Source organism: Variovorax boronicumulans (assembly GCF_019352895.1).
In the GTDB taxonomy this organism is placed as follows: Bacteria; Pseudomonadota; Gammaproteobacteria; order Burkholderiales; family Burkholderiaceae_C; genus Variovorax; species Variovorax boronicumulans_A.
The window spans coordinates 98,667-123,204 of record NZ_JAAAFX010000014.1; the positions used below are offsets into that span (position 1 = coordinate 98,667).

28 protein-coding genes are annotated in these 24,538 nt (G+C 70.0%); 21 read left to right on the forward strand and 7 right to left on the reverse strand.

The window, feature by feature from the left end; all coding sequences use genetic code 11:
* Positions 1-99 precede the first annotated feature (99 nt).
* Positions 100-819 carry a nitroreductase gene (locus K0H49_RS26810; protein ID WP_219219396.1) on the forward strand — a complete coding sequence of 240 codons (720 nt, stop codon included), beginning with the start codon at positions 100-102 and terminating at the stop codon, positions 817-819.
* On the opposite strand, the gene K0H49_RS26815 is transcribed toward K0H49_RS26810, so the two are convergent.
* The 3 genes from K0H49_RS26815 to K0H49_RS26825 are packed head-to-tail and all read right to left on the reverse strand — an operon-like array spanning position 816 to position 3,981.
* Positions 816-1,985, reverse strand: a complete 1,170-nt coding sequence (locus tag K0H49_RS26815; protein WP_219219398.1) for an acetyl-CoA C-acyltransferase — start codon at positions 1,983-1,985, stop codon at positions 816-818. The two genes, K0H49_RS26810 and K0H49_RS26815, sit on opposite strands and share 4 nt — an antisense overlap.
* Positions 1,982-3,406, reverse strand: a complete 1,425-nt coding sequence (locus tag K0H49_RS26820; protein WP_219219400.1) for an AMP-binding protein — start codon at positions 3,404-3,406, stop codon at positions 1,982-1,984. The genes K0H49_RS26815 and K0H49_RS26820 overlap by 4 nt, the downstream gene beginning before the upstream one ends.
* On the reverse strand, positions 3,406-3,981 hold the full coding sequence (locus tag K0H49_RS26825; protein WP_219219402.1) for a biotin transporter BioY: 576 nt from the start codon (positions 3,979-3,981) through the stop codon (positions 3,406-3,408). The genes K0H49_RS26820 and K0H49_RS26825 overlap by 1 nt, the downstream gene beginning before the upstream one ends.
* 372 nt (positions 3,982-4,353) lie before the next feature.
* Between K0H49_RS26825 and K0H49_RS26830 the strand changes: the two genes are divergently transcribed.
* From K0H49_RS26830 to K0H49_RS26875, 10 genes are all read left to right on the forward strand, one after another.
* Positions 4,354-4,608: a hypothetical protein gene (locus K0H49_RS26830; RefSeq protein WP_219219404.1), complete on the forward strand. Its 255-nt coding sequence runs from the start codon at positions 4,354-4,356 to the stop codon at positions 4,606-4,608.
* Between the two features lie 234 nt (positions 4,609-4,842).
* Positions 4,843-5,394 carry an OsmC family protein gene (locus tag K0H49_RS26835; protein WP_219219406.1) on the forward strand — a complete coding sequence of 184 codons (552 nt, stop codon included), beginning with the start codon at positions 4,843-4,845 and terminating at the stop codon, positions 5,392-5,394.
* A gap of 15 nt (positions 5,395-5,409) precedes the next feature.
* The gene (locus K0H49_RS26840) at positions 5,410-6,219 is read left to right on the forward strand and encodes a VOC family protein (protein ID WP_219219408.1); all 810 of its coding nucleotides are present in this window, start codon (positions 5,410-5,412) and stop codon (positions 6,217-6,219) included.
* A gap of 230 nt (positions 6,220-6,449) precedes the next feature.
* On the forward strand, positions 6,450-8,066 hold the full coding sequence (locus K0H49_RS26845; RefSeq protein WP_219219410.1) for a TIGR04028 family ABC transporter substrate-binding protein: 1,617 nt from the start codon (positions 6,450-6,452) through the stop codon (positions 8,064-8,066).
* Between the two features lie 8 nt (positions 8,067-8,074).
* Positions 8,075-9,013 carry an ABC transporter permease gene (locus tag K0H49_RS26850; RefSeq protein WP_183027202.1) on the forward strand — a complete coding sequence of 313 codons (939 nt, stop codon included), beginning with the start codon at positions 8,075-8,077 and terminating at the stop codon, positions 9,011-9,013.
* 4 nt (positions 9,014-9,017) lie between these two features.
* Positions 9,018-9,962, forward strand: a complete 945-nt coding sequence (locus tag K0H49_RS26855; protein WP_219219412.1) for an ABC transporter permease — start codon at positions 9,018-9,020, stop codon at positions 9,960-9,962.
* Positions 9,959-11,632 carry a dipeptide ABC transporter ATP-binding protein gene (locus tag K0H49_RS26860; RefSeq protein ID WP_219219414.1) on the forward strand — a complete coding sequence of 558 codons (1,674 nt, stop codon included), beginning with the start codon at positions 9,959-9,961 and terminating at the stop codon, positions 11,630-11,632. The genes K0H49_RS26855 and K0H49_RS26860 overlap by 4 nt, the downstream gene beginning before the upstream one ends.
* Entirely contained in the window at positions 11,586-12,635 is a 1,050-nt protein-coding gene (locus tag K0H49_RS26865) for a putative FMN-dependent luciferase-like monooxygenase (RefSeq protein WP_257625234.1), read from the forward strand. Before K0H49_RS26860 ends, K0H49_RS26865 begins: the two co-directional genes overlap by 47 nt.
* On the forward strand, positions 12,632-13,258 hold the full coding sequence (locus K0H49_RS26870; RefSeq protein ID WP_219219416.1) for a CMD domain protein: 627 nt from the start codon (positions 12,632-12,634) through the stop codon (positions 13,256-13,258). The genes K0H49_RS26865 and K0H49_RS26870 overlap by 4 nt, the downstream gene beginning before the upstream one ends.
* Before the next feature lie 12 nt (positions 13,259-13,270).
* Positions 13,271-13,876 (forward strand): alkylhydroperoxidase domain protein, encoded by a 606-nt coding sequence (locus K0H49_RS26875; protein WP_219219418.1) that lies wholly within the window; start codon positions 13,271-13,273, stop codon positions 13,874-13,876.
* A gap of 25 nt (positions 13,877-13,901) precedes the next feature.
* Here the strand turns inward: K0H49_RS26875 and K0H49_RS26880 are convergent, their stop codons facing one another.
* Positions 13,902-14,687 (reverse strand): SDR family oxidoreductase, encoded by a 786-nt coding sequence (locus K0H49_RS26880; RefSeq protein ID WP_219219420.1) that lies wholly within the window; start codon positions 14,685-14,687, stop codon positions 13,902-13,904.
* Positions 14,684-14,818, reverse strand: a complete 135-nt coding sequence (locus K0H49_RS30825) for a hypothetical protein (protein ID WP_257625235.1) — start codon at positions 14,816-14,818, stop codon at positions 14,684-14,686. The genes K0H49_RS26880 and K0H49_RS30825 overlap by 4 nt, the downstream gene beginning before the upstream one ends.
* Positions 14,819-15,010: 192 nt before the next feature.
* On the opposite strand from K0H49_RS30825, the gene K0H49_RS26885 reads away from it, so the two are divergent.
* The 9 genes from K0H49_RS26885 to K0H49_RS26925 all read left to right on the forward strand — a co-directional run bounded on the left by K0H49_RS26885 (position 15,011) and on the right by K0H49_RS26925 (position 22,392).
* Positions 15,011-15,811 carry an IclR family transcriptional regulator gene (locus tag K0H49_RS26885; protein ID WP_219219422.1) on the forward strand — a complete coding sequence of 267 codons (801 nt, stop codon included), beginning with the start codon at positions 15,011-15,013 and terminating at the stop codon, positions 15,809-15,811.
* Between the two features lie 217 nt (positions 15,812-16,028).
* Positions 16,029-16,871 (forward strand): alpha/beta fold hydrolase, encoded by an 843-nt coding sequence (locus K0H49_RS26890; RefSeq protein WP_219219424.1) that lies wholly within the window; start codon positions 16,029-16,031, stop codon positions 16,869-16,871.
* A gap of 5 nt (positions 16,872-16,876) precedes the next feature.
* The gene (locus K0H49_RS26895) at positions 16,877-18,241 is read left to right on the forward strand and encodes a metal-dependent hydrolase family protein (RefSeq protein WP_219219427.1); all 1,365 of its coding nucleotides are present in this window, start codon (positions 16,877-16,879) and stop codon (positions 18,239-18,241) included.
* 39 nt (positions 18,242-18,280) lie between these two features.
* Positions 18,281-19,252 carry a Bug family tripartite tricarboxylate transporter substrate binding protein gene (locus K0H49_RS26900; protein WP_219219429.1) on the forward strand — a complete coding sequence of 324 codons (972 nt, stop codon included), beginning with the start codon at positions 18,281-18,283 and terminating at the stop codon, positions 19,250-19,252.
* A gap of 75 nt (positions 19,253-19,327) precedes the next feature.
* Positions 19,328-20,164: a fumarylacetoacetate hydrolase family protein gene (locus tag K0H49_RS26905; RefSeq protein ID WP_219219431.1), complete on the forward strand. Its 837-nt coding sequence runs from the start codon at positions 19,328-19,330 to the stop codon at positions 20,162-20,164.
* Between the two features lie 7 nt (positions 20,165-20,171).
* On the forward strand, positions 20,172-20,969 hold the full coding sequence (locus K0H49_RS26910) for an SDR family oxidoreductase (RefSeq protein WP_219219433.1): 798 nt from the start codon (positions 20,172-20,174) through the stop codon (positions 20,967-20,969).
* Positions 20,970-21,058: 89 nt separating this feature from the next.
* Positions 21,059-21,418, forward strand: a complete 360-nt coding sequence (locus tag K0H49_RS26915; RefSeq protein ID WP_219219436.1) for an H-NS histone family protein — start codon at positions 21,059-21,061, stop codon at positions 21,416-21,418.
* A gap of 98 nt (positions 21,419-21,516) precedes the next feature.
* On the forward strand, positions 21,517-21,996 hold the full coding sequence (locus tag K0H49_RS26920) for a guanylate cyclase (RefSeq protein ID WP_219219438.1): 480 nt from the start codon (positions 21,517-21,519) through the stop codon (positions 21,994-21,996).
* 12 nt (positions 21,997-22,008) lie between these two features.
* Positions 22,009-22,392, forward strand: coding sequence for a response regulator (locus K0H49_RS26925; protein ID WP_219219440.1), 384 nt, complete (start codon positions 22,009-22,011; stop codon positions 22,390-22,392).
* 78 nt (positions 22,393-22,470) lie between these two features.
* Here K0H49_RS26925 and K0H49_RS26930 read toward each other — a convergent pair whose 3' ends face one another.
* The gene (locus tag K0H49_RS26930) at positions 22,471-23,397 is read right to left on the reverse strand and encodes an aromatic alcohol reductase (protein ID WP_219219441.1); all 927 of its coding nucleotides are present in this window, start codon (positions 23,395-23,397) and stop codon (positions 22,471-22,473) included.
* Positions 23,398-23,461: 64 nt separating this feature from the next.
* On the opposite strand from K0H49_RS26930, the gene K0H49_RS26935 reads away from it, so the two are divergent.
* Complete coding sequence (locus K0H49_RS26935; protein ID WP_374122434.1) at positions 23,462-23,911, forward strand: winged helix-turn-helix transcriptional regulator; 450 nt, start codon at positions 23,462-23,464, stop codon at positions 23,909-23,911.
* An 11-nt stretch (positions 23,912-23,922) separates the two neighbouring features.
* Here K0H49_RS26935 and K0H49_RS26940 read toward each other — a convergent pair whose 3' ends face one another.
* On the reverse strand, positions 23,923-24,522 hold the full coding sequence (locus tag K0H49_RS26940; protein WP_219219445.1) for a flavin reductase family protein: 600 nt from the start codon (positions 24,520-24,522) through the stop codon (positions 23,923-23,925).
* Positions 24,523-24,538: the final 16 nt, after the last annotated feature.

The window sequence follows — 24,538 nt, forward strand, 5'->3', positions numbered from 1 at the left end:
GCACGTGCGGTGCCCTCGGCGGTTTGAAAGGCCGCGCCTTGGCACCACCGAGCGCGCCTCGCGTGGATCCGCCTTCGGCTTGCTGACGAAAATGCGGGCATGCACAGCGTCCTTCCCCTCGAGCCGGTCACCGCGCCCGCCATTCCCGCCCACCTGGCCTTGCCGGCGCTGCTCGCGCAGCGCAGCGCGACGCGTGGCTTCACCGACCAGCGCCTGCCCGACGGTTGCCTCGAAGACCTTCTCGTGCAGGCGCGCCGCGCGCCCAGCGGGGCGAACCTGCAGCCCGGCGAATTCATCTCGCTCGAGGGCGATGCCCGGGCGCGTCTGTCGTCGGCCCTGGTGGGCGCCTTCCGCAGTGGCGCGCGGGAGGCCGAGGACTACAGCTACTTCCCGGTGCCGATGCCGCACAGCTTGCGCCGCCGGCAGGTCGCGGCGGCCCAGGCGCTGTATGGCGCGCTGGGCGCGGAACGGGACGACCGCGCCGCGCGCGATGCGCAGTTCGAGCGCAACTTCCGCTTCTTCGATGCGCCGACGGCCTTGCTGGTGCTGATCGATGCGCGCATGGGCAGCGGCTGCTACATGGACCTGGGCATGTGCCTCTTCGCCTTGATGATGGCGGCCGACGCGCAGGGCATCGGCACTTGCCCCATCGGTGCCATCGCGTCCTATCCGGGGCTGGTGCGCGCCACCCTCGCGCTGCGGGACGACCAATCCGTCGTCTGCGGCCTGGCGCTGGGCTACGCCGATCCGCTGGCGCCGGAGAACGCCGTGCGCACGGCGCGACGGCCGCTGGAGGACTACTTCAGCGTCATGCGCTAGAGCCGCTGCACGAGGCCTGCCGCCCCCACGCCACCGGCACCCGCGATCGCCGCGAGGCCATGCGCACCGGGCGGCGCGTCGCACTGCATGTCGCTGAGCAGGCGAACCAGGCTGATCGCGCCGGAAGCACCGATCGGGTGGCCGCGGCCCAGGCCCCCGCCGCCGCGGTTGAGTCGCGCCGGGTCAATGCCGAGCGTCTGGATGAAGTCCAGTGCCTGCACGGCGAAGGCTTCGTGCAGCTCGAGGCCCCAGAGCGCGTCGACACCGAGCCGGGCACGTTGCAGCAGGGCGCTGGCGGCTTCGGCGGCGGCGAGCATCGGCATCTCCGGCGCCACGCCGACCGACGCACCGCCGAGCCAGCGAAAGTGCGGTGTCAATTGCAGTGCGGCCGCGGCCTGCGGCGTCGCCATCACGACGAAGGCGGCGCCGTCGGCGCGGGGCGCGATCGCCAGCCGGCTGACGGCCGTGTCGGGGCGATCGATCGCGTCAGGCGGTGCCGCTTCGGCGCTGGCCGCGATCGGCATGCGCGCCATGCGTGCCGGTGTCAGCGGGCGGGCGTAGCTGTCATGCGTGGCGTCCCCGATCGGCACGATCTCCTGCGCCATCATCCGGTCGCGCAGCGCGAGCGCGCGCGCATGGCTCTCGGCCGCAAAGGCGTCCTGCCGGCTGCGGCTGATCGACAGCAAGGCCGCCTGGCGCGCGGCCGCGTGCAGCAGGTCGGGGTCGCGCTCGGGGTCGGGGGCGAAGGCCGGGCGGTCGTAGTCGACGGGGCGTTCCGCCGCGTGGCGCGGGCGATGCTGGCGGATGGGGGCGCGGCTCCAGGCTTCGACGCCGCCAGCGACCACCACCGACGCGCCACCGCTGGCCAGCAAGCCGGCGGCGATGCTCACGGCGTCCAGTCCGGCGCAGCATTGGGTGTCCACCGACAGCGCGGCGCTTCGGTCCGCCAGGCCGGCGGCCAGCGCCACCATGCGCGCCGGATTGCCACCCGCACCCAGCGCATTGCCCACGACGACGGCATCCACGGCGCCGGCCGGAATGCCGAAGCGCGCCAGCAGGCCGCGCAGCACCGGCGCGCCGATCTCGTGGGCCGCCAGCGCGCCGAGCGCACCGCCCACGGGGATCACCGCGCTGCGCGCCCAGCCGAGGATCACCGGTGCGTTCACAACAGCCTCAAGCCCGCCGCCGGTGCGTTCGGCGATGCGAGATGCGCGGCGAGCAGGCGTGCCAGCGCCGCGTGATCCGTCTTGCCGCTGGGCGTGCGCGGCCACGCATCGACGGCGTAGAAGCGGCGCGGCAACTTGAAGGGCTCCAGGCGCTCCTGGCACCACGCCACGAGCGCCGACCGGTCGGTGGCATCCGACAGCACCAGCAAGGCCACCGCCTGCGTGCCGCGCACGTCATGCGGCAGGCCCTGGACCGATGCGGCGGCCACCGAGGGGTGTCCGGCCAGCACGTTCTCGACTTCTTCCGGAAACAGGTTCTTGCCCTGGACCAGCAGCATGCGCTGCTGCCGGCCGACCAGATGCAGGAAGCCTTCTTCGTCGATGTGGCCCATGTCGCGCACGGAGAGCCAGTCGCCGTCGCGCAGCACGGCCGTGCTGTCTTCCTCGGCGGTGAGCGTGACGTAGTTGCTGAACACCATCGGACTGCGCACATAGATCAGGCCGGGTGCGGGCGCCTCGACGCGCAGTTCGACATTGGAGAAGGGCCGGCCGACCACGTCGTCGGGCACGCTGCGGTCGCTGTCGACCCAGGCGATGAAGGAGGTTTCCGATGCGCCGTAGAACTCGACGATGCGGGCCGACGGGAACAAGGCCCGCAACGCCGTGGTACGCGCGCGCGGCCAAGGCGCGCCGCTGATCATCACGAGCTGCGTGGCCGTGATGGGGTCCATGCGATGACGCTGGGCATGCTCGAGCATCAGCAGCAACTGGCTCGGTACCGCGACCAGGCTGCCTGCCTGGCCCAGGCGCAGCGTCTCCAGCGCCGACGCGGCGGAGAACCGTGGCTGCACGCGCATGCCCGCGCCGGTCCACAAGCCCAGCAGCGCGCCGAAGAGGAACAGCGAGTGCGACAACCGGCCCGGGACCAGGAGGGTCGTTTGCGTGGCGGGGCCGAAGCTCTGCACGCAGATGTCGAAGCTGCGCGTCCACGATCCATGCGTGCGCTGGAAGCCCTTGGGCACGCCCGTGCTGCCGGAAGTGAACCCGATGTAGAAGGGCGAGCCCGCCGCCACGGGTTCCGCGCCGGGCCTGGCACGCGCAAGCGAGGCCATGCGCACCCGCACTTCGTCGCGCACGCGTGCGGGCCAGTCGGGGTCGCTCACGGCTGCGGTGCGGCCGCTGGCGATGATCGCCAGGAAGCGCTGCAGCTGGTCGACGGGAGAGGCCGTCTCGTGGGCCCACACGACGGCGGGCGCGTCTTCGGCATCGAGTGCGGCGGCATCGGTCGCCACGCGCGCCGCGAGCTCGGCGAAGCTCAGTTGCACGTCGCCGTCGTCCAGCGCCATCGCCGAGGGCGAGTGCCGGGCCCACCAGGCCAGCGGCGCATGAACGGTCTGGAAGTCGGGCGGCTGGAGCGGCATCAGTCGCGGTCGAGCCGCCAGCTCGGGAGGCCGCGCGCCACCGTCTGCACCATCAGCGCGCACACCAGGCACTTGATGAGGTCGCCCGGCACGAACACCAGGACCGCGACGGCGGCCTGCTGCAGCGAGAGCTTGGCCGCCATGGCCAGGCCTGCGATGCCGAACAGGTAGACCACGCCGATCCCGCCGACCAGCGAGGCGACGAAGGTTGCGGCAAACAAGGCCTTGCCGCGCGCGCCCGACAGGCGCCGCATGATCCAGCCGCAGGTGAAGGCGCCGAACATCCAGCCGACCAGGAAGCCGGAGGAGGGCGCGACGAACACGGCGAGCCCACCGCGGCCGCCCGACAGCAGCGGCAGCCCGAGCGCCACGGCCAGCAGCAGCAGCGCCACGGCGAGAAAACCGCGCCGAGGCCCAAGAAGGCAACCTGCGAGCATGACGCCGAGGGTCTGCAGGGTGATCGGCACGCCGAGCGGCAAGTCGATCTTGGGGATCATGCCGAACACCGCGATCAAGGCGGCGAACAGGGCAACGTAGGACAGCGAGCGGGAGGAGGTGAGCGAGTCGGTGGTCATGGCAGGTCGTGAGAGCCCGGCAACTGCCGGTCGCGCGCGAGCCTAACATTCTGGCGTGCTCCGCCCCGGCCACCGGCGAGCCACTGACGGCCGGTACATCGCGCATCGGCCGCAAGCCACGACCGCCATTGCTTGGCGTGTCAGGACAAGTATCATTCCGTCACAATTTGCTTCCAAGGCCGTCTGCTGGCGCTTTCGTCCCTGTGCGGCCCAAGGTCGCGGACAGCGCACAGGGGACGCCGGCCATGAAAAGGGGCCGCGATGGCGATGTCGATGTCGAAGGGATGCTTCGTCGCCCGCCCGAAGCAATGCAGTCGCGTCACAACGAAACTTCAAAGGGCTTGCTCTGCAAGGACGGCCCACGCACGACCCATGTCGATTTCCATGCTCCAGTCGCTCTCCGAAACGAACTTTCCCGTGACGATCAAGGGCGGCGAGGACGTCGACGCGATCCACATCCTGGTGATCGCAGGCCATGTGGAAGCCGACATCGCGAAGGCGGTTCGCACGCCCGTCGGCTGGATGAACCCCACCGCCACCGTGACCTCCATCACGCGCACCGGCCTCCAGATGCTGCGGCTCTTCCCCAGAAGATCCGGCTCGCGCAAGCGCCTCGGCGCGGACTGAGGCCGGCGCCGTTCCGGCGGCGTCATCCGGACCACGTGCCGCGCAGCGGCCACCGAGCCTCGAGGCGAAGCGTGCCGGCGCGATATGCGGATTCCGAGCAAGCCAGCTTCTTTTTCTTCGTTCCCTGTCGCGCCGCCGGCGCGAAGAATCCCGGGCTTCCGCTGCCCCGGAACCAGGGCGCATGCGTCCCGGCGGGTCCGCCGGGCGTCGTCCCTGGAACGAAGAAAGAACACCATGAGCCATCTCAACGACTACCTGGCCGAGAAACGCGCGGCCGTGCTGGCGCGCAGCGCCGCCATCGAGGCCGGCACTGCGCAGCCGGCGCAATTGAAGGCCACGGTGCGCGCCGAAGGCCGCAGCGGCGTGCGCCGCCTGCGCATCCGCGACCACCAGGTGATCAGCGACAGCCCGCCCGATTTCGCGGGCTACAACCTGGGCCCGAGCTCGCCCGAACTGCAGCTCGGCGTGCTGGGCACCTGCGTGACCCACATCTTCCTGATCCAGGCGGCCGAGCGCCAGGTGCCGCTGGAGAGCCTCGAGGTCGAGGTCACCGGCATCATCGATCCGCGCGGCGGCAAGCCGGGCCATGAGCAGACGCCCATCTGGCCGCACCAGATCGCCTACACCGTGCACATCGATTCGCCCGCCAGCCGCGCCGACATCGACGCGCTGTTCGAGGCGGTCGAGCGCAACTGCCCGATCCTGAACCTGCTGCGCAATCCGCAGACGATCCGGGCCGAGGTCAAGCTCACCAACTCGCTGGCTGACACCCGCGTCGCGGCCTGAACAGGAGCGCCCGCCATGTCCCTCACGCTCGACCACATCGTCATCGCCGTCCACGACCTCGACACCACCATCGCCGACTACACCGCCCTGGGCTTCAACGTACAGCGCGGCGGCGACCATCCCGGCCGCTCGACGCACAACGCCCTGGTGGTGTTCGCCGACGGCAGCTATTTCGAACTCATCGCCTGGAAGCAGCCCGCGCCGCAGGAGCGCTGGTGGCAACTGCTGCAGCGCCATGGCGAAGGCATCATCGACTTCGCCCTGCTGCCGCGCAGCGTCGCCGACACCGTGGCCCAGGCCGGCCAGCGCGGCCTGGTGCTCGACGGACCGCTCGAAGGCGGGCGCCTGCGCCCCGACGGCGAACGCCTGCACTGGCAGACCGCACGGCCGCCGTCCACCGATCTGCCCTTCCTGTGCGGCGACGTCACGCCGCGCGCCTTGCGCGTGCCCGAGGGCGGCGCGCGCGTGCATCCCAACGGCGCGCTCGGCGTGGCCAGCCTGGCGGTCGCGGTGCACAACCTCGACGCCACGCTGGCGCGCTACCGCGCGCTGTTCGGCAATGGCGCCCATGTCGCGATCGGGCAGCCCGTGCCGCTGCCGGGGCAGGGCCTGCGGCTGGCGGTGATCGCCTTCGGCAGCAGCGCGTTGGTGCTGTCCACGGCACGCGAGGCGACCGAGGACCAGGTCGAAGGCCCTTATGCGCTGGTGCTGCGCACCGCCGATGCCACGCAGCCGCTCGGTGCGCTCGACCGGGTGCGCAGCCATGGCGCGCGCATCGAGTTCGAGCGTGCGGGCACCCCGGCGCCAGCCGTGAAACGCGACTGAATTCCGCACCGGGGTTCACGCGCGAGATGCGGGCATCGCTTATCTGCTGGGCGCATAAGGATGCTACTTAATCGGTGCCCAAAGCACAGGCGCCTGACTACGATTTCCCAGGCCGGCGAAGCGCTTGCGAGCGCCGCCGGGCCGTTCTTCCTCTCCATCGAAAGTACTTCGTGATCGTGTTTTCCAGAAGGTTTGAGCGCGCGGCTGCGGCCGCTGCCGTCGTGGCTTTGATGGCGTTGGTCGCCGCCTGCTCCAAGACCGCCGATGCGCCGGCCGCCGCGGTCGCCGCGAATTCCTCGGCCCCCGTGACCGGCGGCACGCTGGTCTACCTGGAGCAGCAGGCGCACACCAACCTGTACCCACCCGCGGGCGGCTTCTATCCGAACGGCGGCATCCTCAACCAGATCACCGACAAGCTCACCTACCAGGATCCGAAGACGCTCAAGGTCGAGCCCTGGATCGCGGAGTCGTGGACGGTCAACGATGCCGTGACCGAATACACCTTCAAGCTGCGCGAAGGCGTGACCTTCTCCGACGGCACGCCGCTGGACGCGGCCGCGGTGGCGAAGAACTTCGACACCTTCGGCAAGGGCAACAAGGAACTCAAGCAGCCGGTGTCCGAGGCCATCAACAACTACGACCGCAGCGAAGTGATCGATGCACGCACGGTCAAGTTCTACTTCAAGAAGCCGTCGCCGGGCTTCCTGCAGGGCACCTCGGTGATCGGTTCGGGCCTGGTGTCGCTGAGCACGCTGGCCCGCCCCTTCGAGGAGCTGGGCGACGCGACCCGGATCATCGGCTCCGGCCCCTTCGTCGTCGCCAGCGAGACGTTGGGCAAGGAACTGGTGCTCGCGGCGCGCAAGGACTACGCCTGGGGCCCCACCACGCTGGCGCACCAGGGCCGCGCGCGACTCGACGAGATCAAGCTCATCGTGACGCCCGAGGACAGCGTGCGCATCGGCGCGCTGGTGGCCGGGCAGGCCGGCTTCATCCGCCAGGTGCAGGCCTACGACGAGAAGCGCGTGAAGGACCAGGGCTTCGCGATCTACGCGCCCTCGACGCGCGGCGTCAACAACAGCATCAACTTCCGTCCGGACAACCCGCTGGTGGCGGACGTGCGCGTGCGCCAGGCGCTGCTGCATGCGACCAACACCAAGGAGATCGTCGAGACCCTGTTCTCCTCGAACTACCCGCAAGCCACCTCGGTGATCGCCGCCACCGCGGCCGGCTACGTGGACCTGTCGGCCAAGCTGGGCTACGACGAAGCCAAGGCCAAGCAGCTGCTCGACGAGGCCGGCTGGACCGTCGGCGCCAACGGCACGCGGAGCAAGGACGGCCAGGAACTGGCACTGCGTGCCTACGAGGCGCTGCCCCAGCCGCAGAACAAGGCGACGCTGCAACTGGTGGCGCAGCAGTGGGCCAAGATCGGCGTCAAGCTCAACGTGCTCACCGGCGACGCGGGCACCACGACCCTCGACAACCTCGACCCGGCCAAGACGGCGGTGCTGCCGACCATGGTGGGCCGCGCCGATCCCGACGTGATCAAGAGCCAGTACTACCCGACCAACCGCAACGTGCTGCTGCAGAAGGGCGGCGTGAGCGACAAGGTCAAGGGCTTCGTGGACGCCAAGCTCAACGGGCTGCTCGAAGGCATCGCCAGCGAGGTCGATCCGGCCAAGCGGCTGGCGCTGGTCGGCGAGGTGCAGAACTACCTGATCGACCAAGCCTACGTGATCCCGATCTTCGAAGAGCCGCAGGCCTTCGCGGGCGCGCCGTGGGTCAGAGACGTGGGTTACGAAGCCGTCGGCCGGCCGAGCTTCTACGCCGCCTGGCTGGCCGCACACTGAGCCGCTGAATGAGCAAGTACCTCTGGAGCCGCATCGCGCAGGCCTTGGTGGTGCTGTGGGCCGCGTTCACCGCGTCCTTCGTGCTGCTGCAGGCCCTGCCCGGGGATGCGGTGCTGATCAAGTTCCTCAACCCCGAACTGGGGCTGGGGCCGACGGAGATCGCCGACATCCGCGCCGCCTACGGCGCCGACAGCCCGGTGTGGGAGCGCTATTTCCACACCCTGTGGAATTTCCTGGGCGGCAACTTCGGCTACTCGATGCAGGCTGGCGTGCCGGTGAGCCAGGGCCTGGCGGTCAACCTGCCGCCGACGCTGCGGCTCGCGAGCTTCGGCTTCGGCGTGGCGCTGCTGCTGGCGGTGGGCCTGGCCTTCCTGTCGAACCTCACGCGCTTCGCCTGGCTGCGCGCGGCGATCCAGTCGCTGCCCTCGCTGTTCATCTCGGTGCCGGTGTTCTGGCTGGGCATCATGCTGATCCAGGTCTTCTCGTTCCGGCTCGGCCTGATCCCGGTGATCAACCCGGGCAAGTGGGAAGGGCTGGTGCTGCCCACGCTCACGCTGGCCATCCCGATCTCCGCGCCGCTGGCGCAGATCCTCATGCGCAACATCGACCAGGTGCTCACGCAGCCCTTCGTGACCGTGGCGCGGGCCAAGGGCGCGACGCGCAACTGGGTGCTGTGGAAGCACGTGGCGCGCAACGCCGTGCTGCCGACGCTGACCATCGCGGGCATCCTGTTCGGCGAACTGCTGGCCGGCGCGGTGGTGACCGAGGCGGTGTTCGGGCTCAACGGCCTGGGCAGCCTCACGCAGCAGGCGGTGGGCAACCAGGACACGGCGGTGCTGCAGGCCATCGTGGTGATCTCCGCCGCGGCCTTCGTTCTCATCAATCTCGTGGTCGACCTGCTGTATCCGGTGCTCGACCCGCGCCTGCGCGTCCAACTGGGCCACTGACACCATGAGCCTCACTCTCGAGATCGATTCGCTGGCGCCCACGGGCGCGGCCCGCACCGCGGTCGCGAACCCGGTGGCCGCCAGCCCGGCGGCCGTTCCGGCGAAGGCCACGCCCGCATGGCGCAAGGGCCTGCACAAGGCGTGGAAGGCCGTGCGCCGCGCGCAACCCGGTCTGCTGCTCGCCTGGCTGGTGATCGCCACCGTCACGCTGTGGGCCATCGCGCCGGGCCTGTTCTCGGGCTACAACCCGGTGCAGGGCACCTCGGGCCAGCACCTGCTGGCACCGAGCGCCACCCACCTGCTGGGCACCGACGGCCTGGGCCGCGACCTCTATGCGCGCGTGGTGCACGGCGCGGTGCATTCGCTGTCGGGCGCTTTCCTGGCCGTGACCGTCGGCCTGCTGCTGGGCACCGCGATCGGCGTGCTCGCGGGCTCGGTCGGCGGGCTGGTGGAAGACGCGCTGATGCGCGTGGTCGACGTGTTGCTGGCCGTGCCCTCGCTGCTGCTGTCGCTGAGCATCATCATCATCCTGGGCTTCGGCACGCTGAACGCCGCGCTCGCGGTCGGCATCGCCTCGGTGGCGGGCTTCGCGCGGCTGGTGCGCTCGGAGGTGGTGCGGGTGCGCCGCGCCGAATACGTCGAGGCGGCCTTCGGCAGCGGCGGCAGCTTTCGCAGCGTGCTCTGGCGCCATGTGCTGCCCAACTCGCTGACCTCGGTGGTGGCCATGGCCGCGCTGCAGTTCGGCAGCGCCATCCTCTCGATCTCGACCCTGGGCTTCCTGGGCTACGGCGCGCCGCCGCCCACGCCGGAATGGGGCCTGCTGATCGCCGAAGGCCGCAACTACATCTCGACCGGCTGGTGGCTCACCACCGTGCCGGGCCTGGTCGTGGTGGCCGTGGTGCTGTCGGCCAACCGCATCAGCGTGGCGGTGTCGAAGGCGCGCCGATGAGCGCGGCCGTCGCACCGGTGCTCGAGGTCGAAGGGCTGGCGATCGGCTACCGCGACCAGGACACGCTGCACCGTGTGGTGCACGACGTGTCCTTCACCATCCACCCGGGCGAGATCGTCGCGCTGGTGGGCGAATCGGGCTCGGGCAAGACCACCACCGCACAGGCGGTGATCGGCCTGCTGCCCGAGAACGGCCAGCGCGAGGCCGGCGCGATCCGGCTCAACGGCGTCGACGTCGCGAACTGGTCGCAGAAGCGCTTCGACGGCATCCGTGGGTCCGTCGTGAGCCTGATCCCGCAGGACCCGACGAGCTCGCTGAACCCGGTGCGCACCGTGGGCGAGCAGGTGGCCGAGATCCTGCGCATCCACCGCCGCGTCGAGCGGCGCGAGATCAACGCCCGCGTGGTCGAGCTGCTGGCCCGCGTCGGGCTCTCGCAGCCCGAACTGCGCGCGCGCCAGTACCCGCACGAACTCTCGGGCGGCATGAAGCAGCGCGTGCTGATCGCGATCGCGATCGCGTTGCAGCCCGCGCTGATCATTGCCGATGAGCCCACCAGCGCGCTCGACGTGACGGTGCAAAAGCGCATCCTCGACCTGATCGACGAACTGCGCCTGGCCTACGGCACGGCCGTGCTGCTGGTGACGCACGACCTGGGCGTGGCCACCGACCGCGCGAGCCGCATCGTGGTGCTGCAGGGCGGCCGCATCCAGGAGCAGGGCCCGACGGCCGAGCTGCTGCGCAAGCCGAGCAGCCCCTACACGCGCCAGCTGCTGGCCGACGCGCCCTCGCTCGCGATGGCGGACTTCCGGCCGGAGCGCACACCGGCGGCAACCGCGGAAGACGACTTCGCCATCGTGGTCGAACACCTGGTGCACGACTTCGCCGTGGGCGGCAAGGGGGGCACGCGCTTCCGCGCGGTCGACGACGTGTCCTTCCGCGTGCGGCGCGGCACCACGCATGCGATCGTGGGCGAGTCGGGCTCGGGCAAGACCACCACCATCCGCGACGTGGTGGGTTTTCGCCAGCCGACCAGCGGCCGCATCCTGATCGAAGGCACCGAACTCACGACCCTGCGCGGCGAGGCGCTGCGGCAGTTCCGCCGCAAGATCCAGCTGGTCCACCAGAACCCCTTCAGCTCGCTCGACCCGCGCCAGACCATCTTCCAGATCATCGAGGAGCCGTTGCGCAACTTCGATCCGCTGGACGCCGCCGAGCGCCAGCGCCGCGTGGAGGACATCCTCGCGCGCGTCGGCCTGCCGCCCGCGGTGCTGCAACGCCGGCCGCATGCGCTGTCGGGCGGGCAGCGCCAGCGCGTGGCGATCGCGCGCGCGCTGGTGCTCGAGCCGCGGGTGCTGGTGCTGGACGAGGCCGTCTCGGCGCTCGACGTGACCGTGCAGGCGCAGATCCTGCGGCTGCTCGACCAACTGCAGGCCGAACTCGGCCTGACCTATCTCTTCATTTCGCACGACCTCGCGGTGGTGCGCCAGATCGCGGACACCGTGTCGGTGCTGCAGAACGGGCGGCAGGTCGATGCCGGTCGCGTGGAAGACGTCTTCCTCTGGCCGCACAGCGACTACACGCGCGAACTCATCGACGCTATCCCCGGCAAAAGGAATTCCGATCTTGTTTCACAACATTCAACGCCTGGGCTTCTTCAGCCGGCTTCTTGACGACGCCACCGCCGCCGAGCGCTACCGCCTCGTCACCGAACAGATCGTGCACGCCGAAGCCCTGGGCTTCGATTCGGCCTGGGTCGCGCAGCACCACTTCCACGAGGCCGAGGGCGGCCTGCCGTCGCCGCTGGTCTTTCTCGCTTCGGTGGCGGCGCGCACGCAGCGCATCCGGCTCGGCACCGGCATCGTCACGCTGCCGCTGGAGAACCCGGTGCGCGTGGCCGAAGATGCGGTTGTGCTCGACCTGATCGCCGGCGGGCGGCTGGAGTTCGGCGTGGGCACGGGCGGCACGCCCTCGTCCTTCACCGCCTTCGGCCAGCACAGCGAGCAGCGCGCGACGGTGTTCGCCAGCCACCTCGCGCAGTTGCGCGAAGCCTGGGCCGGACGCCCGCTGCTGGGCGGCGACCGGCTGTACCCGGTCTCGGCGCAGCTGCCCGACCGGGTCTGGCAGGCCAGCTTCTCGGTCAGCGGCGGTGCGCGCGCGGGCCTGGCCGGCGACGGCCTGATGCTCTCGCGCACCCAGCCCCGGCCCGCCGATGCGCCGCACGCGACGCTCGCCGACATCCAGCTGCCGATCATCGAGGCCTACCTGGCCGCGCTGCCCGCGAGCCGCGCGCCGCGCATCGTGGGTTCGCGCTCGGTGTTCGTCGCCGACGATCGCGCGCTCGCGCGCCGGCTGGCGGAGGAGGGCCTGCGCCGCAGCCTCGCGCGCCAGAACGATCCGTCGCTCGCGGGCGTGCCCTTCACGCTCGACGAACTGATCGCGCGCCAGGACGTGCACGTGGGCACGCCCGACGAGGTGATCGCCTCGCTGCGCGCCGACCGCACCCTGGCGCACGTGACCGACCTGGTGTGCCAGGTGCACTCGGTGGACCCGCCGCACCGCCACATCCTGCGTTCGATCGAGCTCATCGCCACCGAGGTCGCACCCGCGCTCGGCTGGGCCGGGCCGTCGACGAACAACCTTTCTTCCCACGCACCTCTTCAGGCCATCGCATGACTGTCTCCTCCCTTCCGGACGTGATCGACCAACTCGTCGGCATCCAGCCCGGCGACGCGCTCGACGCGATCCGCGCCCAGCGCCAGCAGGCGCGCCTGCACGCGCAGCAAAGCCACATCGCGCTGTTCGAGCCCGCCGATCTCGCGGCCTCGACCTTCACCGCGGCCGAGCGCCACGCGCTGGCGGTTTTCGTGGCCGGGCTGCACGGCCAGGTCGAACTGGCGGCCTTCCATGCGAGCGCGTTGCTGCTGGCCGGCACGCCGACCGAACTGCTGGATGCCGTGAGCGCCGAGGCCGAAGCCGGCGCGGGCCGCGGCCCTTACGGCAGCTACCCGGCCGGCCCGCTGAGCGCGGAGAACGCGCCCGGTCCGCTGTACGTGGCAGGCGCGGCGAACCTTGCCGTGCTCGGGACGCGGCTCGCCGCGGGCCTGGCGCATGCGCACCGGCTGGTGTTCCATCCGCGCGATGCCGAGGCGGCCTGGCTGCAGGCGCTGCTCGATGCGGGTTGGTCGACCACCGAGATCGTCACGCTGTCGCAGCTGGTGTCCTTCCTGAGCTTCCAGATCCGTGTGATCGCCGGCCTGCGCGCGCTGGCCGCGCAGCCCTCCCTGGCCATCGCCTGAACAGACTTCCCCATGAGCACCCAGACCCTCTCGCATCCCAGCAATGTGCCGCCCAACGCCTTCACGCAGGCGCAGCTTGAATGGCTGCCCTGGCTCGAGCCGCTGCCGCAGGAAGAACTGACCGAGCGCCACCTGGCGGGCCTGGTCGATGCCTCGCGCGCCAAGTCGCCGTACTTCATGCTGCTGGCGCGCGACCCGGACATCCTCGGCGCGCGCACCCGCACCGACAAGGACATCTTCTACAACCCCGAGGCCGGCCTGCCGCGCGCCGAGCGCGAACTGGCCGCTGCGGCCACCTCGCGCTACAACGGCTGCATCTACTGCGCGTCGGTGCACGCGCGCTTCGCCACGCATTTCTCGCCGCGCTCGGACGACATCCAGCGCCTGCTCGACGAAGGCGTGGGCGCGGCGCTGGACCCACGCTGGGACGCGATCGTGGCCGCGTCGGTCGCGCTGTCGGCGACGCCGGTCGCGTTCGACGCCACCCATGTCGAGGCGCTGCGGGCGGTGGGGCTCGACGATCTCGCGGTCTCGGACGTGGTCCACGGCGCCGCCTTCTTCAACTGGGCCAACCGGTTGATGCTGTCGCTGGGCGAGCCGCAACTGCCGGCGGCCTGAGCGAGCGCGTCAGCGGCGCATGCGGCTACAGCGCCGCGGTGACGCCGCCGTCGACGTACAGGATGTGGCCGTTGACGAAGCGCGACGCGTCGCTGGCCAGGAAGATCGCGGCGCCGACCAGGTCTTCGACGTGTCCCCAGCGGCGCGAAGGCGTGCGGTTCAACAGCCAGGCCGTGAAGGCGGCATCGTCCACCAGGGCCTGCGTGAGTTCGGTCTGGAAGTAGCCCGGCCCCAGGCCGTTGACCTGCAGCCCGTGCGGACCCCAGTCGATGGCCATGCCCTTGGTGAGCATCTTCACGGCGCCCTTGCTCGCCGTATACGGCGCGATGCCGGGGCGCCCGAGTTCGCTCTGCACCGAGCAGATGTTGATGATCTTGCCGCGGCCGCGCGCGATCATGTGGCGCGCCACGGGTTGCGAGACGTAGAACACGCTGTCGACGTTGGTCCGCATGACGGCCTGCCAGTCGGCGTGCGAAAAGGACTCCAGCGGCGCGCGGCGCTGCATGCCGGCGTTGTTCACCAGGATGTCGATCGCGCCGTCGGTCCGTTCATGGTCGTCGATGGCCTTGGCCGCCGCCTGCGGGTCGGTGACGTCGAAGGCCAGGGTCTGGACGGCATGACCGAGCGCCTGCAGGCGCTGTGCGGCGTCCTGCAGCCGCGACGCGTCGCGGCCGTTGAGCAGGACGCGTGCGCCGGCCGAAGCCAGGCCGGCCGCCAGCGCAAAGCCGATGCCGCCGCTCGAGCCGGTGACCAGTGCGGTACGCCCGCGCAGGTCGAAGGCTGCGAGGCCGGGTGGCAGATTCTCTTTCATGGGAGTCGATGTCCTTCACGTATGGTGTCGTCGGGGTCGGCTGCGAGACCGCTCAGCGCCTGCGCCACGGCCTCGGACTTGCCGCAGCCGGCGATGCCCATCACCACGGTATGCGCAGACGCGTCTTTCATGGTGCTGTGCATGGTAGCGGCGTCGGCGAAGGCGGGCCGGCGACAAGGGCTGCCAGGTTCTCGCGTGCTGGCGCTATGCTCGCAACACCCGTCGCGCCCTTCGCCTCAGCGGAGCATGCCGCCCTGCGGCAGAGCGGCTTTGCCAGCGCGGGGCCCGGGCATCGAATGGAATCTTGAGAGCGAGACTGACGGATGAGTGAAGGTACGAAAGAGCCAAAGGGCCAGCCGCTGGTGACAGGCCTGCTGCGGGGGCTCGAGGTGCTGCGCTGTTTCGACCTGGGGCACGAGCGCCTCGGCAGTTCGGACATCGCGCGCATGACGGGGCTGCCACAGCCCACGGTGTGGCGGCTGTGCAAGACGCTGGAGCACGGCGGCTACCTGATCGCCGACCGGGACGGTTCGCGCTTCCGCCCGGGCCTGTCGATCCTTACGCTGGGCTATGCGGCCCTCGACACGCTCGAACTGGCCGAGCTCGCGCGCCCGCTGCTGCAGGACGTGGCCACGCGCTTCCATGGCGGCGCCAGCCTGTCGACGCGCGAGCGCACCTCGATGCTCTACCTGCAGCGCTACGAGGCGCCGAACGCGGTGCTCAACGTCAACGTGCGCGTCGGCTCCGAGGTGCCGATCATGAACAGCGGCACCGGCTGGGCCTACCTGGCCGGACTCGACGATGCCGCGCGCGCGCAGGCGCTGCACGAGTGCCAGGCGGCCAACGGCGCGCTCTACAAGAAGCACGAGAAGGGCGCGCTGAAGGCTGTGGCCGAATACCGCAAGCTGGGCTTCATCACCAACATCGACGTGTTCTTCCCGGGCCTGAGCACGGTGGCGGTGCCGCTGCCCACCGGGCCGGGCGGCACGCCCTACGTGCTCAACTGCACCTCGCCCTCGGCTGCGCTCGCGGACCCCGAGGTGCGCCACGAGGCCGGCCTCGCGCTGATGCATGCGGTCGAACAGCTGCGGCGCGCGGCGGCGCGGCTCGACGCGGCAGGCTAGGCTTTTCCTGCACCGTCCCTGCAGCACAGCGCAGGGCACCTCCTCATCCCCTGAACGCGCGGCCGCCCGAGGCCGGCCGCGGCCGTGCGCGCGCGGCCTTTGTCCGTTCTAGGTGAACTCCCTGATGCAAACGCCGCTCCTTGGCTCTTACGATTGGTGAATAGACTATTCATTAAGTGAATAGACGAAGTTCAAATCTACTTTTCAAGGAAGCAACGTGATCAGTTATCCCTTCTCCGTCCAAGGCACCCACACCCGCGTCCTGGAGGCTGGCCAAGGCGAGCGCGCGGTGGTCTTCGTGCACGGCACCGGCGGCCGTGCCGACCGCTGGGTGCGCAACATCGACGCCATCGCGGCCGCGGGCTACCACGTGTATGCGATGGACCTGCCGGGCCACGGCTACGCATCGAAGGGCGTCGACGTCGCGTGCTCGGTGCCGGCCTACCGCGACTTCCTCGGCCAGTTCCTCGACGCGCAGAAGATCGACCGCGCGACCATCGTCGGCACCTCGCTGGGTGGCCACGTCGTGGCCGCATACGCGACGGCCAATCCGGCGCGCATCGACGGCATCGCGCTGGTGGGCAGCATGGGCCTGGTGCCGATCGGCGACGAGGCGCGCGGCCGCATCCAGGCCGGCGCCAACAACCAGACGCGCGACGGCGTGGCGACCAAGCTGGCGCGCGTGATCCACGACCAGGCGCTGGTCACGGCCGAGATGCAGGAAGAGGAATGGCGCATCAACAACTCGGCCGGCGCCGCCGAGTCCTTCGCCACGCTGGGCCGCTACATCGCCGCCGACCTGGACCGCGACGTGGTGGGCGAGCCGCTGGCCGGCACCGACTTCCCGGTGCTGCTGGTCTGGGGCGAGGAGGACAAGACCGTGCCGCCCGCGGTCGGCGAGAAGGCCCGCGCCATGCTGCCGCGCAGCCGGCTGGCGCTGCTGGCCTGCGCGGCCCACACCGCCTACTACGAGAAGCCCGAGCTGTTCAACCGCGTGCTGCTGGACTTCCTCGCGGGCCAGGGCGCCACGCACCAGGCGGCCGGTCTGCAGTGGAAGTGAAGGCCATGACGGTCCCCGCAGACAACAAGCGCTACGTGACCGGCGGCCGGCTGATCGACGGCACGGGCGACGCACAGCGGCCGCTGCACTGGATGGAATTGAGCGGCGATCGCATCACCGACATCGAGGCCGGCGAAGGCCCGGGCCGTCCGCTGCCGGCGGGCGCCGTGGTCGCCTTCGACGCCGCCGGCAAGACCGTGATGCCCGGGCTGATCGATGCCCACTGCCACATCAGCTACGGCGTGGCGCGCGGCATCGAGGAGCAGGACCTGTTCGGCTCGGCCGAGTACCGCTCGATCCGCGCCATGTACCACGCGCAGACCGTGCTGCAGGCGGGCGTGACCTCGTGCAGCGACCCGGGCGGCGGCTGGTACGTGGCGGTCGCGGTGCGCGACGCGGTCAAGGCCGGGCTGTTCCCGGGTCCGCGCATCTCGGCGGCCGCGCGCTACTTGAGCACGCATGCGGCGCTGACCGACTACTTCCCCTCGTGGGTGGGCTCGCCGCGTTCGGGCGTGGGCGTGCTCACCGAGGGCACGAGCCACATGCTCAACGAGGTGCGCGAGCAGATCAAGAACGGCGTCGACTTCATCAAGATCGCGGCCAGCGGCGAGTCGGCCACGCTCACGCCGGGCGGCGGCAGCGTGCCGGCCTTCCGCGCGGAAGAGCTCAAGGTGATCGTCGACGAGGCGCACCGGCTCGGCCGCCGCGTGACCGCGCATGCGCGCAGCGGCCAGTCGGTGGAGGACTGCGTGGACGCGGGCATCGACTGGATCATGCACGCCGACTTCATGGACCGGCGCCAGGCCGACAGGCTGGCCGCGAGCGGCATCCCCTGCTGCCCCACGCTGACCTTCGTGGCCAACGTGGCGCAATGGGGCCACATCGCGGGCTGCTCGCAGGGCCGCCTCGACCGCTTCCGTCGCGACCTCGACCTGGCCGTGACCAACCTCGACTACGCCTGGCGCAACGGCGTGCAGATGATGTGCGGCACCGACACCGGCTTCGCCGTCACGCCGTATGGCGAATGGCATGCGCGCGAGCTCGAGCTCTTCGTCGACCTGCTGGGCATGAGCCCGCTGCAGGCCATCACCTGCGCCACGCGCAATGCGGCGGTCACGGTCGACGCGGCCAACCTCGGCACGCTGCAGAAGGGCAAGCTGGCCGACTTCCTCGTGGTCGACGGCGACCCGCTGGCCGACATCCGCATCCTGCAGGACAAGAAGCGCTTCAGCGCCATCTTCCAGGGCGGCGCGCCGGTCGACCTGACGCCGCAGAAACCCATTCACCGCTGGCCCTGGGAGCGTTCGCTGCAGATCTCCGAACGCGAACTCTTCCAGTCCACCGTGACCCAGGCGCTTGCGCACCCCTGACAGAGATTCCCCCCACAAGAACCACAGGAGACAAGAACCATGTTGAAGAAGATCCATCGCCGCGCCTGCCTGGCGCTCGCCGGGTTGGCCGGGCTCGTGCTCGCCGGCAGCGCCCTGGCCGCGGACCCGAGCCGCATCACCATCGTCGTGCCCTATCCGCCGGGCGGCCTGGCCGACATCGTCGCGCGCCTGACCGGCAAGGTGCTGGCGCAGAACATGGGCGTGCCGGTCATCGTCGAGAACAAGCCGGGCGCCAACGGCGTGCTGGGCCTGCAGGCCATCGCCCATGCCGTGCCCGACGGCGCCACGATCGGCCTGGTGCCGGCCAGCGTGCTCACCGTCAATCCCTGGCTCTACAAGGACATGAAGGTCGACACGCTCAAGGACGTGCTGCCGCTCACGCTGGCCGTGACGCTGCCCAACGTGCTGGTGGTCAACCGCGACCTGCCGGTGAAGAACCTCGAAGAACTCGTGGCCTACCTGAAGAAGACGCCCAACGTGAACTTCGGCTCCATGGGCACCGGCTCGAGCGCGCACCTCAACGGCGAGATGCTCCAGCGCAGCACCGGCGTCACGCTGACCCACGTGCCCTACAAGGGCAGCGGCGCGGTGATGCAGGACCTGATGGGCGGCAACATCCAGATGGCCTTCGAGAATTTGCCCTTGGCCCTGCCGCTGATCCAGTCGGGCAAGCTGCGCGCCATCGGCGTGACGAGCAGCACGGTGTCGCCGCAGGCGCCCGACATCCCGCCGATCAGCGCGGTCGTGCCCGGCATGGTCGACCAGATCTGGTTCGGCTTCATCGCACCGCGCGGCCTGCCCAAGGACGTGGCGACCAGATTGCACGACCAGCTGGTGCGCGCGCTGCAGTCCGACGAGGTCGGCGTGCCGATCCGCGAGCGCGGCGCCAACATCGCGCCGAGCACGCCCGAGGCCATGCAGAAGGTGATCGTCGAGGAGCGCGGCCACTGGCAGAAGCTCATCGCCGAACGCAACATCTCCGTCAACTGAAGGCCGCATCGCGGCCTGCGGCGGCCCGGTGCCGTCGCCTCCGGCTTTTTCCCATCCTGAGCAATCACATCACCCATGAAATTCGCAAGTTACGAACTCGACGGCCGCGCCAGCTGGGGCGCGGTGGTCGGCGACACCGTCGTCCCGCTGGCCACGCCGGCCCTGCCCACGCTCAAGGCCGCGATCGCCGCCGACGCGCTGCCGCAAAACGAAGCCGGCCTGGCGCTGCAGACCGGCGTGCCGCTGTCGGCCGTGACCTGGCTGCCGGTCATCCCCGAGCCCGGCAAGATCTTCTGCATCGGCGTCAACTACGAGGAGCACCGCGTCGAGATGAAGCGCGAGCGCGTCGGCCATCCGACGGTGTTCATGCGCGTGGCCGATTCGCAGATCGGCCACGGCCAGGCGATGCTGCGTCCGCCCGAGTCGGAACAGCTCGACTACGAAGGCGAGATCGCGATCGTGATCGGCCGCGGCGGACGCCGCATCGCCGAAGCCGACGCCTGGACCCACATCGCAGGCTACGCGCCCTACAACGACGGCTCGGTCCGCGCCTGGCAGCGCCACACCACGCAGTGGACGCCCGGCAAGAACTTCAGCGGCACCGGCGGCTTCGGCCCCTGGATGGTCACGCGCGGCGAGATCGCCGACGGCGAGGTGCTGACGCTGGAGACGCGCCTCAACGGCAAGGTGATGCAGCACGCCACCACCGACATGCTGCTGTTCGACATCCCTTCGCAGATCGCCTACATCTCGACTTTCACCACGCTGCGGCCCGGCGACGTGATCGTCACCGGCACGCCGGGCGGTGTCGGGGCGCGCCACGAGCCGCCGATCTGGATGAAGCCCGGTGATCGCGTGGAGGTCGAGGTCTCGAAGCTCGGCACGCTGGTCAACCTGGTCGCGCAGGAGTAGGAGAGGCATGGACCTGGGCATCAAGGGCCGATGGGCGCTGGTCTGCGGCGGCAGCCAGGGCCTGGGGCTGGCCTGCGCGAGCGCGCTGGCGCGCGAAGGCGTGCATGTGCTGCTGGTGGCGCGCGGTGCCGAGGCCCTGGCCGCGGCGGCCGCCACGCTGGCGCACGACGATCGGGTGCCTCGCGGCACCTGCGTCCAGACCTTCGCCGCCGACATCGGCACCGAGGCGGGCCGCGCGGCCGTGCTGGCGGCGCGCGGCGAGGTCGACATCCTGGTCAACAACGGCGGCGGCCCGCCGCCCGGCGATTTCCGGGCCTGGACGCGCGAGGACTGGATCGGCGCGCTGGATGCCAACATGCTGGCGCCGATCGCGCTCATGCGCGCCTGTGTCGACGGCATGGTGGCGCGCGGTTTCGGCCGCATCGTCAACATCACCTCCAGTGCGGTCAAGGCGCCGATCGAGATGCTGGGCCTGTCCAACGGCGCGCGCAGCGGGCTCACCGGCTTCGTGGGCGGCCTGGCGCGCTCGACGGAACTGGCCGCGGCCAACGTGACCGTCAACAACCTGCTGCCGGGGCTGTTCGACACCGGGCGCATGGCCCGGCTCGCGAGCGCGGCGGCCGGGCGGGCCGGGCAGTCGGTCGCGCAGTACACGCAGGACAAGCACGCCACCATTCCCGCGCGCCGCGCCGGCCGGCCCGAGGAGTTCGGCGCCGCCTGTGCTTTTCTGTGCGGCGCACAGGCCGGCTACCTCACGGGCCAGAACATCCTGCTCGACGGCGGCGCCTTTCGCGGGACGTTTTGATGCAAAGAGCGGCGGTTCGGCACGGCTCGGCCGGGGCCGATCCGGTGGCGTATGCTCCGCGTTCTTCTGTGTCAAGGTTCAATTTCGCAATGGCAAAAACATTCGTTCAAGTGCAAAGACAGATCGAGCAGCTGCAAAAGCAGGCCGATCAGCTTCGCAAAAAGGAAGCCGACGGCGTGCGGGCCCGTATCCAGGAAGCGATCAGCGTGTACGGTTTCAGCGCGGACGATTTCGATTTCTCGGGCGAACCCCGGCGCGCACGGGCCGCAAAGAAGGCCGTCGGCAAGCACGTGCCCAAGGCTGGTGCAAAGGCCCGGGTGAAGGCCAAGGCATCGGCAGCGAAGTACAAGGACGACCAGGGCCATACCTGGGGCGGCCGCGGTCCGCGTCCGGCCTGGTTCAAGGCCGCGCTGGCTGCCGGCAAGACGCCGGAAGAACTCGGCGCTTGATGGCCGGCGCGGCTCGCCGCGTCGAATGGCGTTCGCCGCCCGATCGATTCGGGCATTTGGCTGGCAAGCAGCCGGCGTCCGCGCTGCTACATTGCCCCATGGTTTCCGCCGACCCCGACCCTGATTCCGACCTCGACGCATTGCTGGACGTGGCCCGTCGCAGCGGCGTGCGCGAGGTGCTTGCACGGCTCAATGCCCGCGTCCCGCATCGCTACACCGCGATCTATCGCCTCAGCGGCGACATGCTGCAATGCGTGCACCTGATCGACAAGACCGGTGCCGTCCAGCCCGGCTTCCTCGCCGAGGTGTCGCTGCAGGACAGCTTCTGCCAGTTCGTCTTTCGCGACGGCATCTTCCAGACGGAGAACTCGGCCTTCGACCATCGGCTCGATGGGCATCCGTACCAGGGCATCGTGGTGTCCTACCACGCGATTCCCCTGGTGCTCGAGGGCCGCACCTTGTTCGGCACGCTGTGCCATCTCGACACCGTGCCTTGCGACCTGCCGGCGCCGGAGCTCGACCTGCTGCAGCGCGTGGCGGCTGCGCTGCCGCCTTTCCTGGAGCGTCCCGCCGGGTAAGCGGCACAGGCCATGGCACTCAAGGTATTTCTTGTCGAGGACAACCAGACCATTCGGGACAACCTCATCCCGACCTTGGCGGACCTGGCGCATGCCGAGGTCGTCGGCATCGCGGAAGGCGAGCATGACGCCACCACCTGGTTGTCCAGCCATCCCGACGGCTGGGAGCTGGCCGTGGTCGACCTGTTTCTCAAGGAAGGCTCGGGACTGGGCGTGCTGCGCGAACTGCAGGGCCGTTCACCGCACCAGCATGCGGTGGTGCTGACCAACTATCCGACCCCGAGCATCCGCCATCGCAGCCTGGCGCTGGGCGCCGACGCGGTGTTCGACAAGTCGACCGAGCTCGACGCCTTCTTCGCCTTCTGCCTGCAGCCGCAGGCGCATGTGACGCGCTGAGCCGGGGCGGGGTTGCGCGCTCAGCGCACAACCCGCCGCATCGCCGTCACCACCGGACACCCACGGGCTGTTCGCGGGCTACGCCGCCAGCGTCCGGCCGCGGAGAAAGGCGGCGACGTCTTCCGTGGGGATGCCATGCCTGGCGTTGTAAGTGCTGTCCATGTCCCAGGCCACGCCGCCTTCTTCCGCGAATGCCAGCCGGTACTTGCGCATCACGTCGTCCGGCTGTTGTGCCAGCGCATGCCGGAGGCTCTCGATCGTCCATTCCTTGCGCTTTACCGTGGTGTGAAGCGCCTGCTCGACCAGGTCGGCCAGACGACCGTAGCTCAGGGTCTCGCCGGCCGTGAAGTAGATCTCATCGGTACCGGCCGGATGGGTGAAGAGAATGTCGGCCGTCAACGTGCCGATATCCCTGGGCGTGGTCACGGTCACGCGGGTGTCCCAACTGCCCAGCGCATGGACGGACATCTCCTGCAGGTTCGCGACGCCGAAGGCCGGCTCGAAGAGGAAGCTCGTGAACATGCCGGTCGAGACGATGGTCCAGCGGGTCCTCTGTTGCGCCCGCAGCAAGGCGCGCACGGCGATCTGTTCGTCGAAGATGCCGCCACCGCTGCCGGTTTCGATCGCGTCGTAGTCGACACCGAATTGCCAGGGCACGTAGCGCGCGACGCCTGCCTCCAGGGCCGCGGCCGTGAGCTTCAGCTGCGTGCCAGGGCCGCCGACGAAGCCCGTGCAATTGACGACGGTCTGGAACGGCCGGAAGACTTCGCCGAGCGCGGATGCGCTCGTGCCTGCAATGTCGGCGTAGACGGTGGCCACTTTCAGTCTCGCCAGTTCGGCCAGCAAGGCGCGCCTGGCAAGCGAGGGTGAGGATGCTTCGGGCCTGAGCAACGCGGTGAGCCGGGCGCCCATCGGATCCGAGCGCGCAGCCAGCGCGCGAATCACGCTCAATCCCAGTTCTCCGGCGCCCACGACGAGTATCTTGGTCGGGCTGCGATGATCCATGGATTCTTCTCCAGTAAAAATCGGCAGTTGGACTCGGAACGCTCCAGCAAAAGAAGGCACACGCGTGATACCGCAAGAAAAAATCGAAGCGCTGATACGGCAGTCGCACGCGGCCTGTGCGGCGCTGAGTGACGACGACGACGGGCTCAAGCGCGAGTTGCTCGCGCATGCCGGCAACCGGTGGTCGCTCGGTGTGGTTCATGCGCTGGGCGTATCGGGGCGCCTGCGTCATGCCGACCTGGGGCGTCGGTTGGCCGGTGTGACGCAGCGCATGCTCACGCGCACGCTGCGGCAGCTCGAGCGCGATGGTCTGGTGACGCGTTGGGACCATCACGAAACGCCGCCGCGCGTCGAATACGAGCTGACGGCGCTGGGGCGCGAACTGCTCTACCAGATGATCCCGCTGTGGACCTGGGTGATCCGGAACGCCGACAGCATCCGGGCGCAACGCCTGGCCTTCGACGCAGCGCAAGCGGCCGAGGGTGCCCCGGCATCGGCGCAAGGATCGCGGTAGGTGCGACCTGCTCAGCGCTGCGCCGTGGGCACCGTCAGCGTTTCCCCGATCGCCAGGAAATGCCCGCCCGCGATGTAGTGCAGGCTGCGCAAGGCCGGGTCGGCCGTCTCGAAATGCCAGTGGCCGTCGCGGAACACCCGGGTGTCCGACCAGGCGGCCACCACCTCGCCGATGAACAGGTCGTAGGCCTGCTGGTTGTGCGGCTCCGCGATCAGCCGGCATTGCAGCCAGGCCGCGCAACCGTCGACGAAAGGCAGCTCGCTGCCGGGCATGCGGAACAGCTGTACGCCCGAGCGCTCGAGCTTGTCGGCCGCCTCGTGCAGGCTGCGCGTGCCCAGCGTGTGGGTCAGCGTCAGCTGCGCGACGGTCGGCACCTGGATCACGAAAGTGCCGCTGCCCTCGACCAGTTCACGCGTCCTGGTCGCCTTGTCCAGCACCACGGTGAGCTTGGGCGGCGCGAAGTCCAGCGCGCAGGCCCAGGCCGCGGCCATCACGTTGTCCACACCGTCGTGACGGGCCGACACCAGCACCGTCGGGCCGTGGTTGAGCAGGCGGTAGGCCTTGTCGAGGGGGACGGGGGCGATGGGCGCGGTGGGGCTGTGGGGATTCATGGCGGGCGTTGTCTAC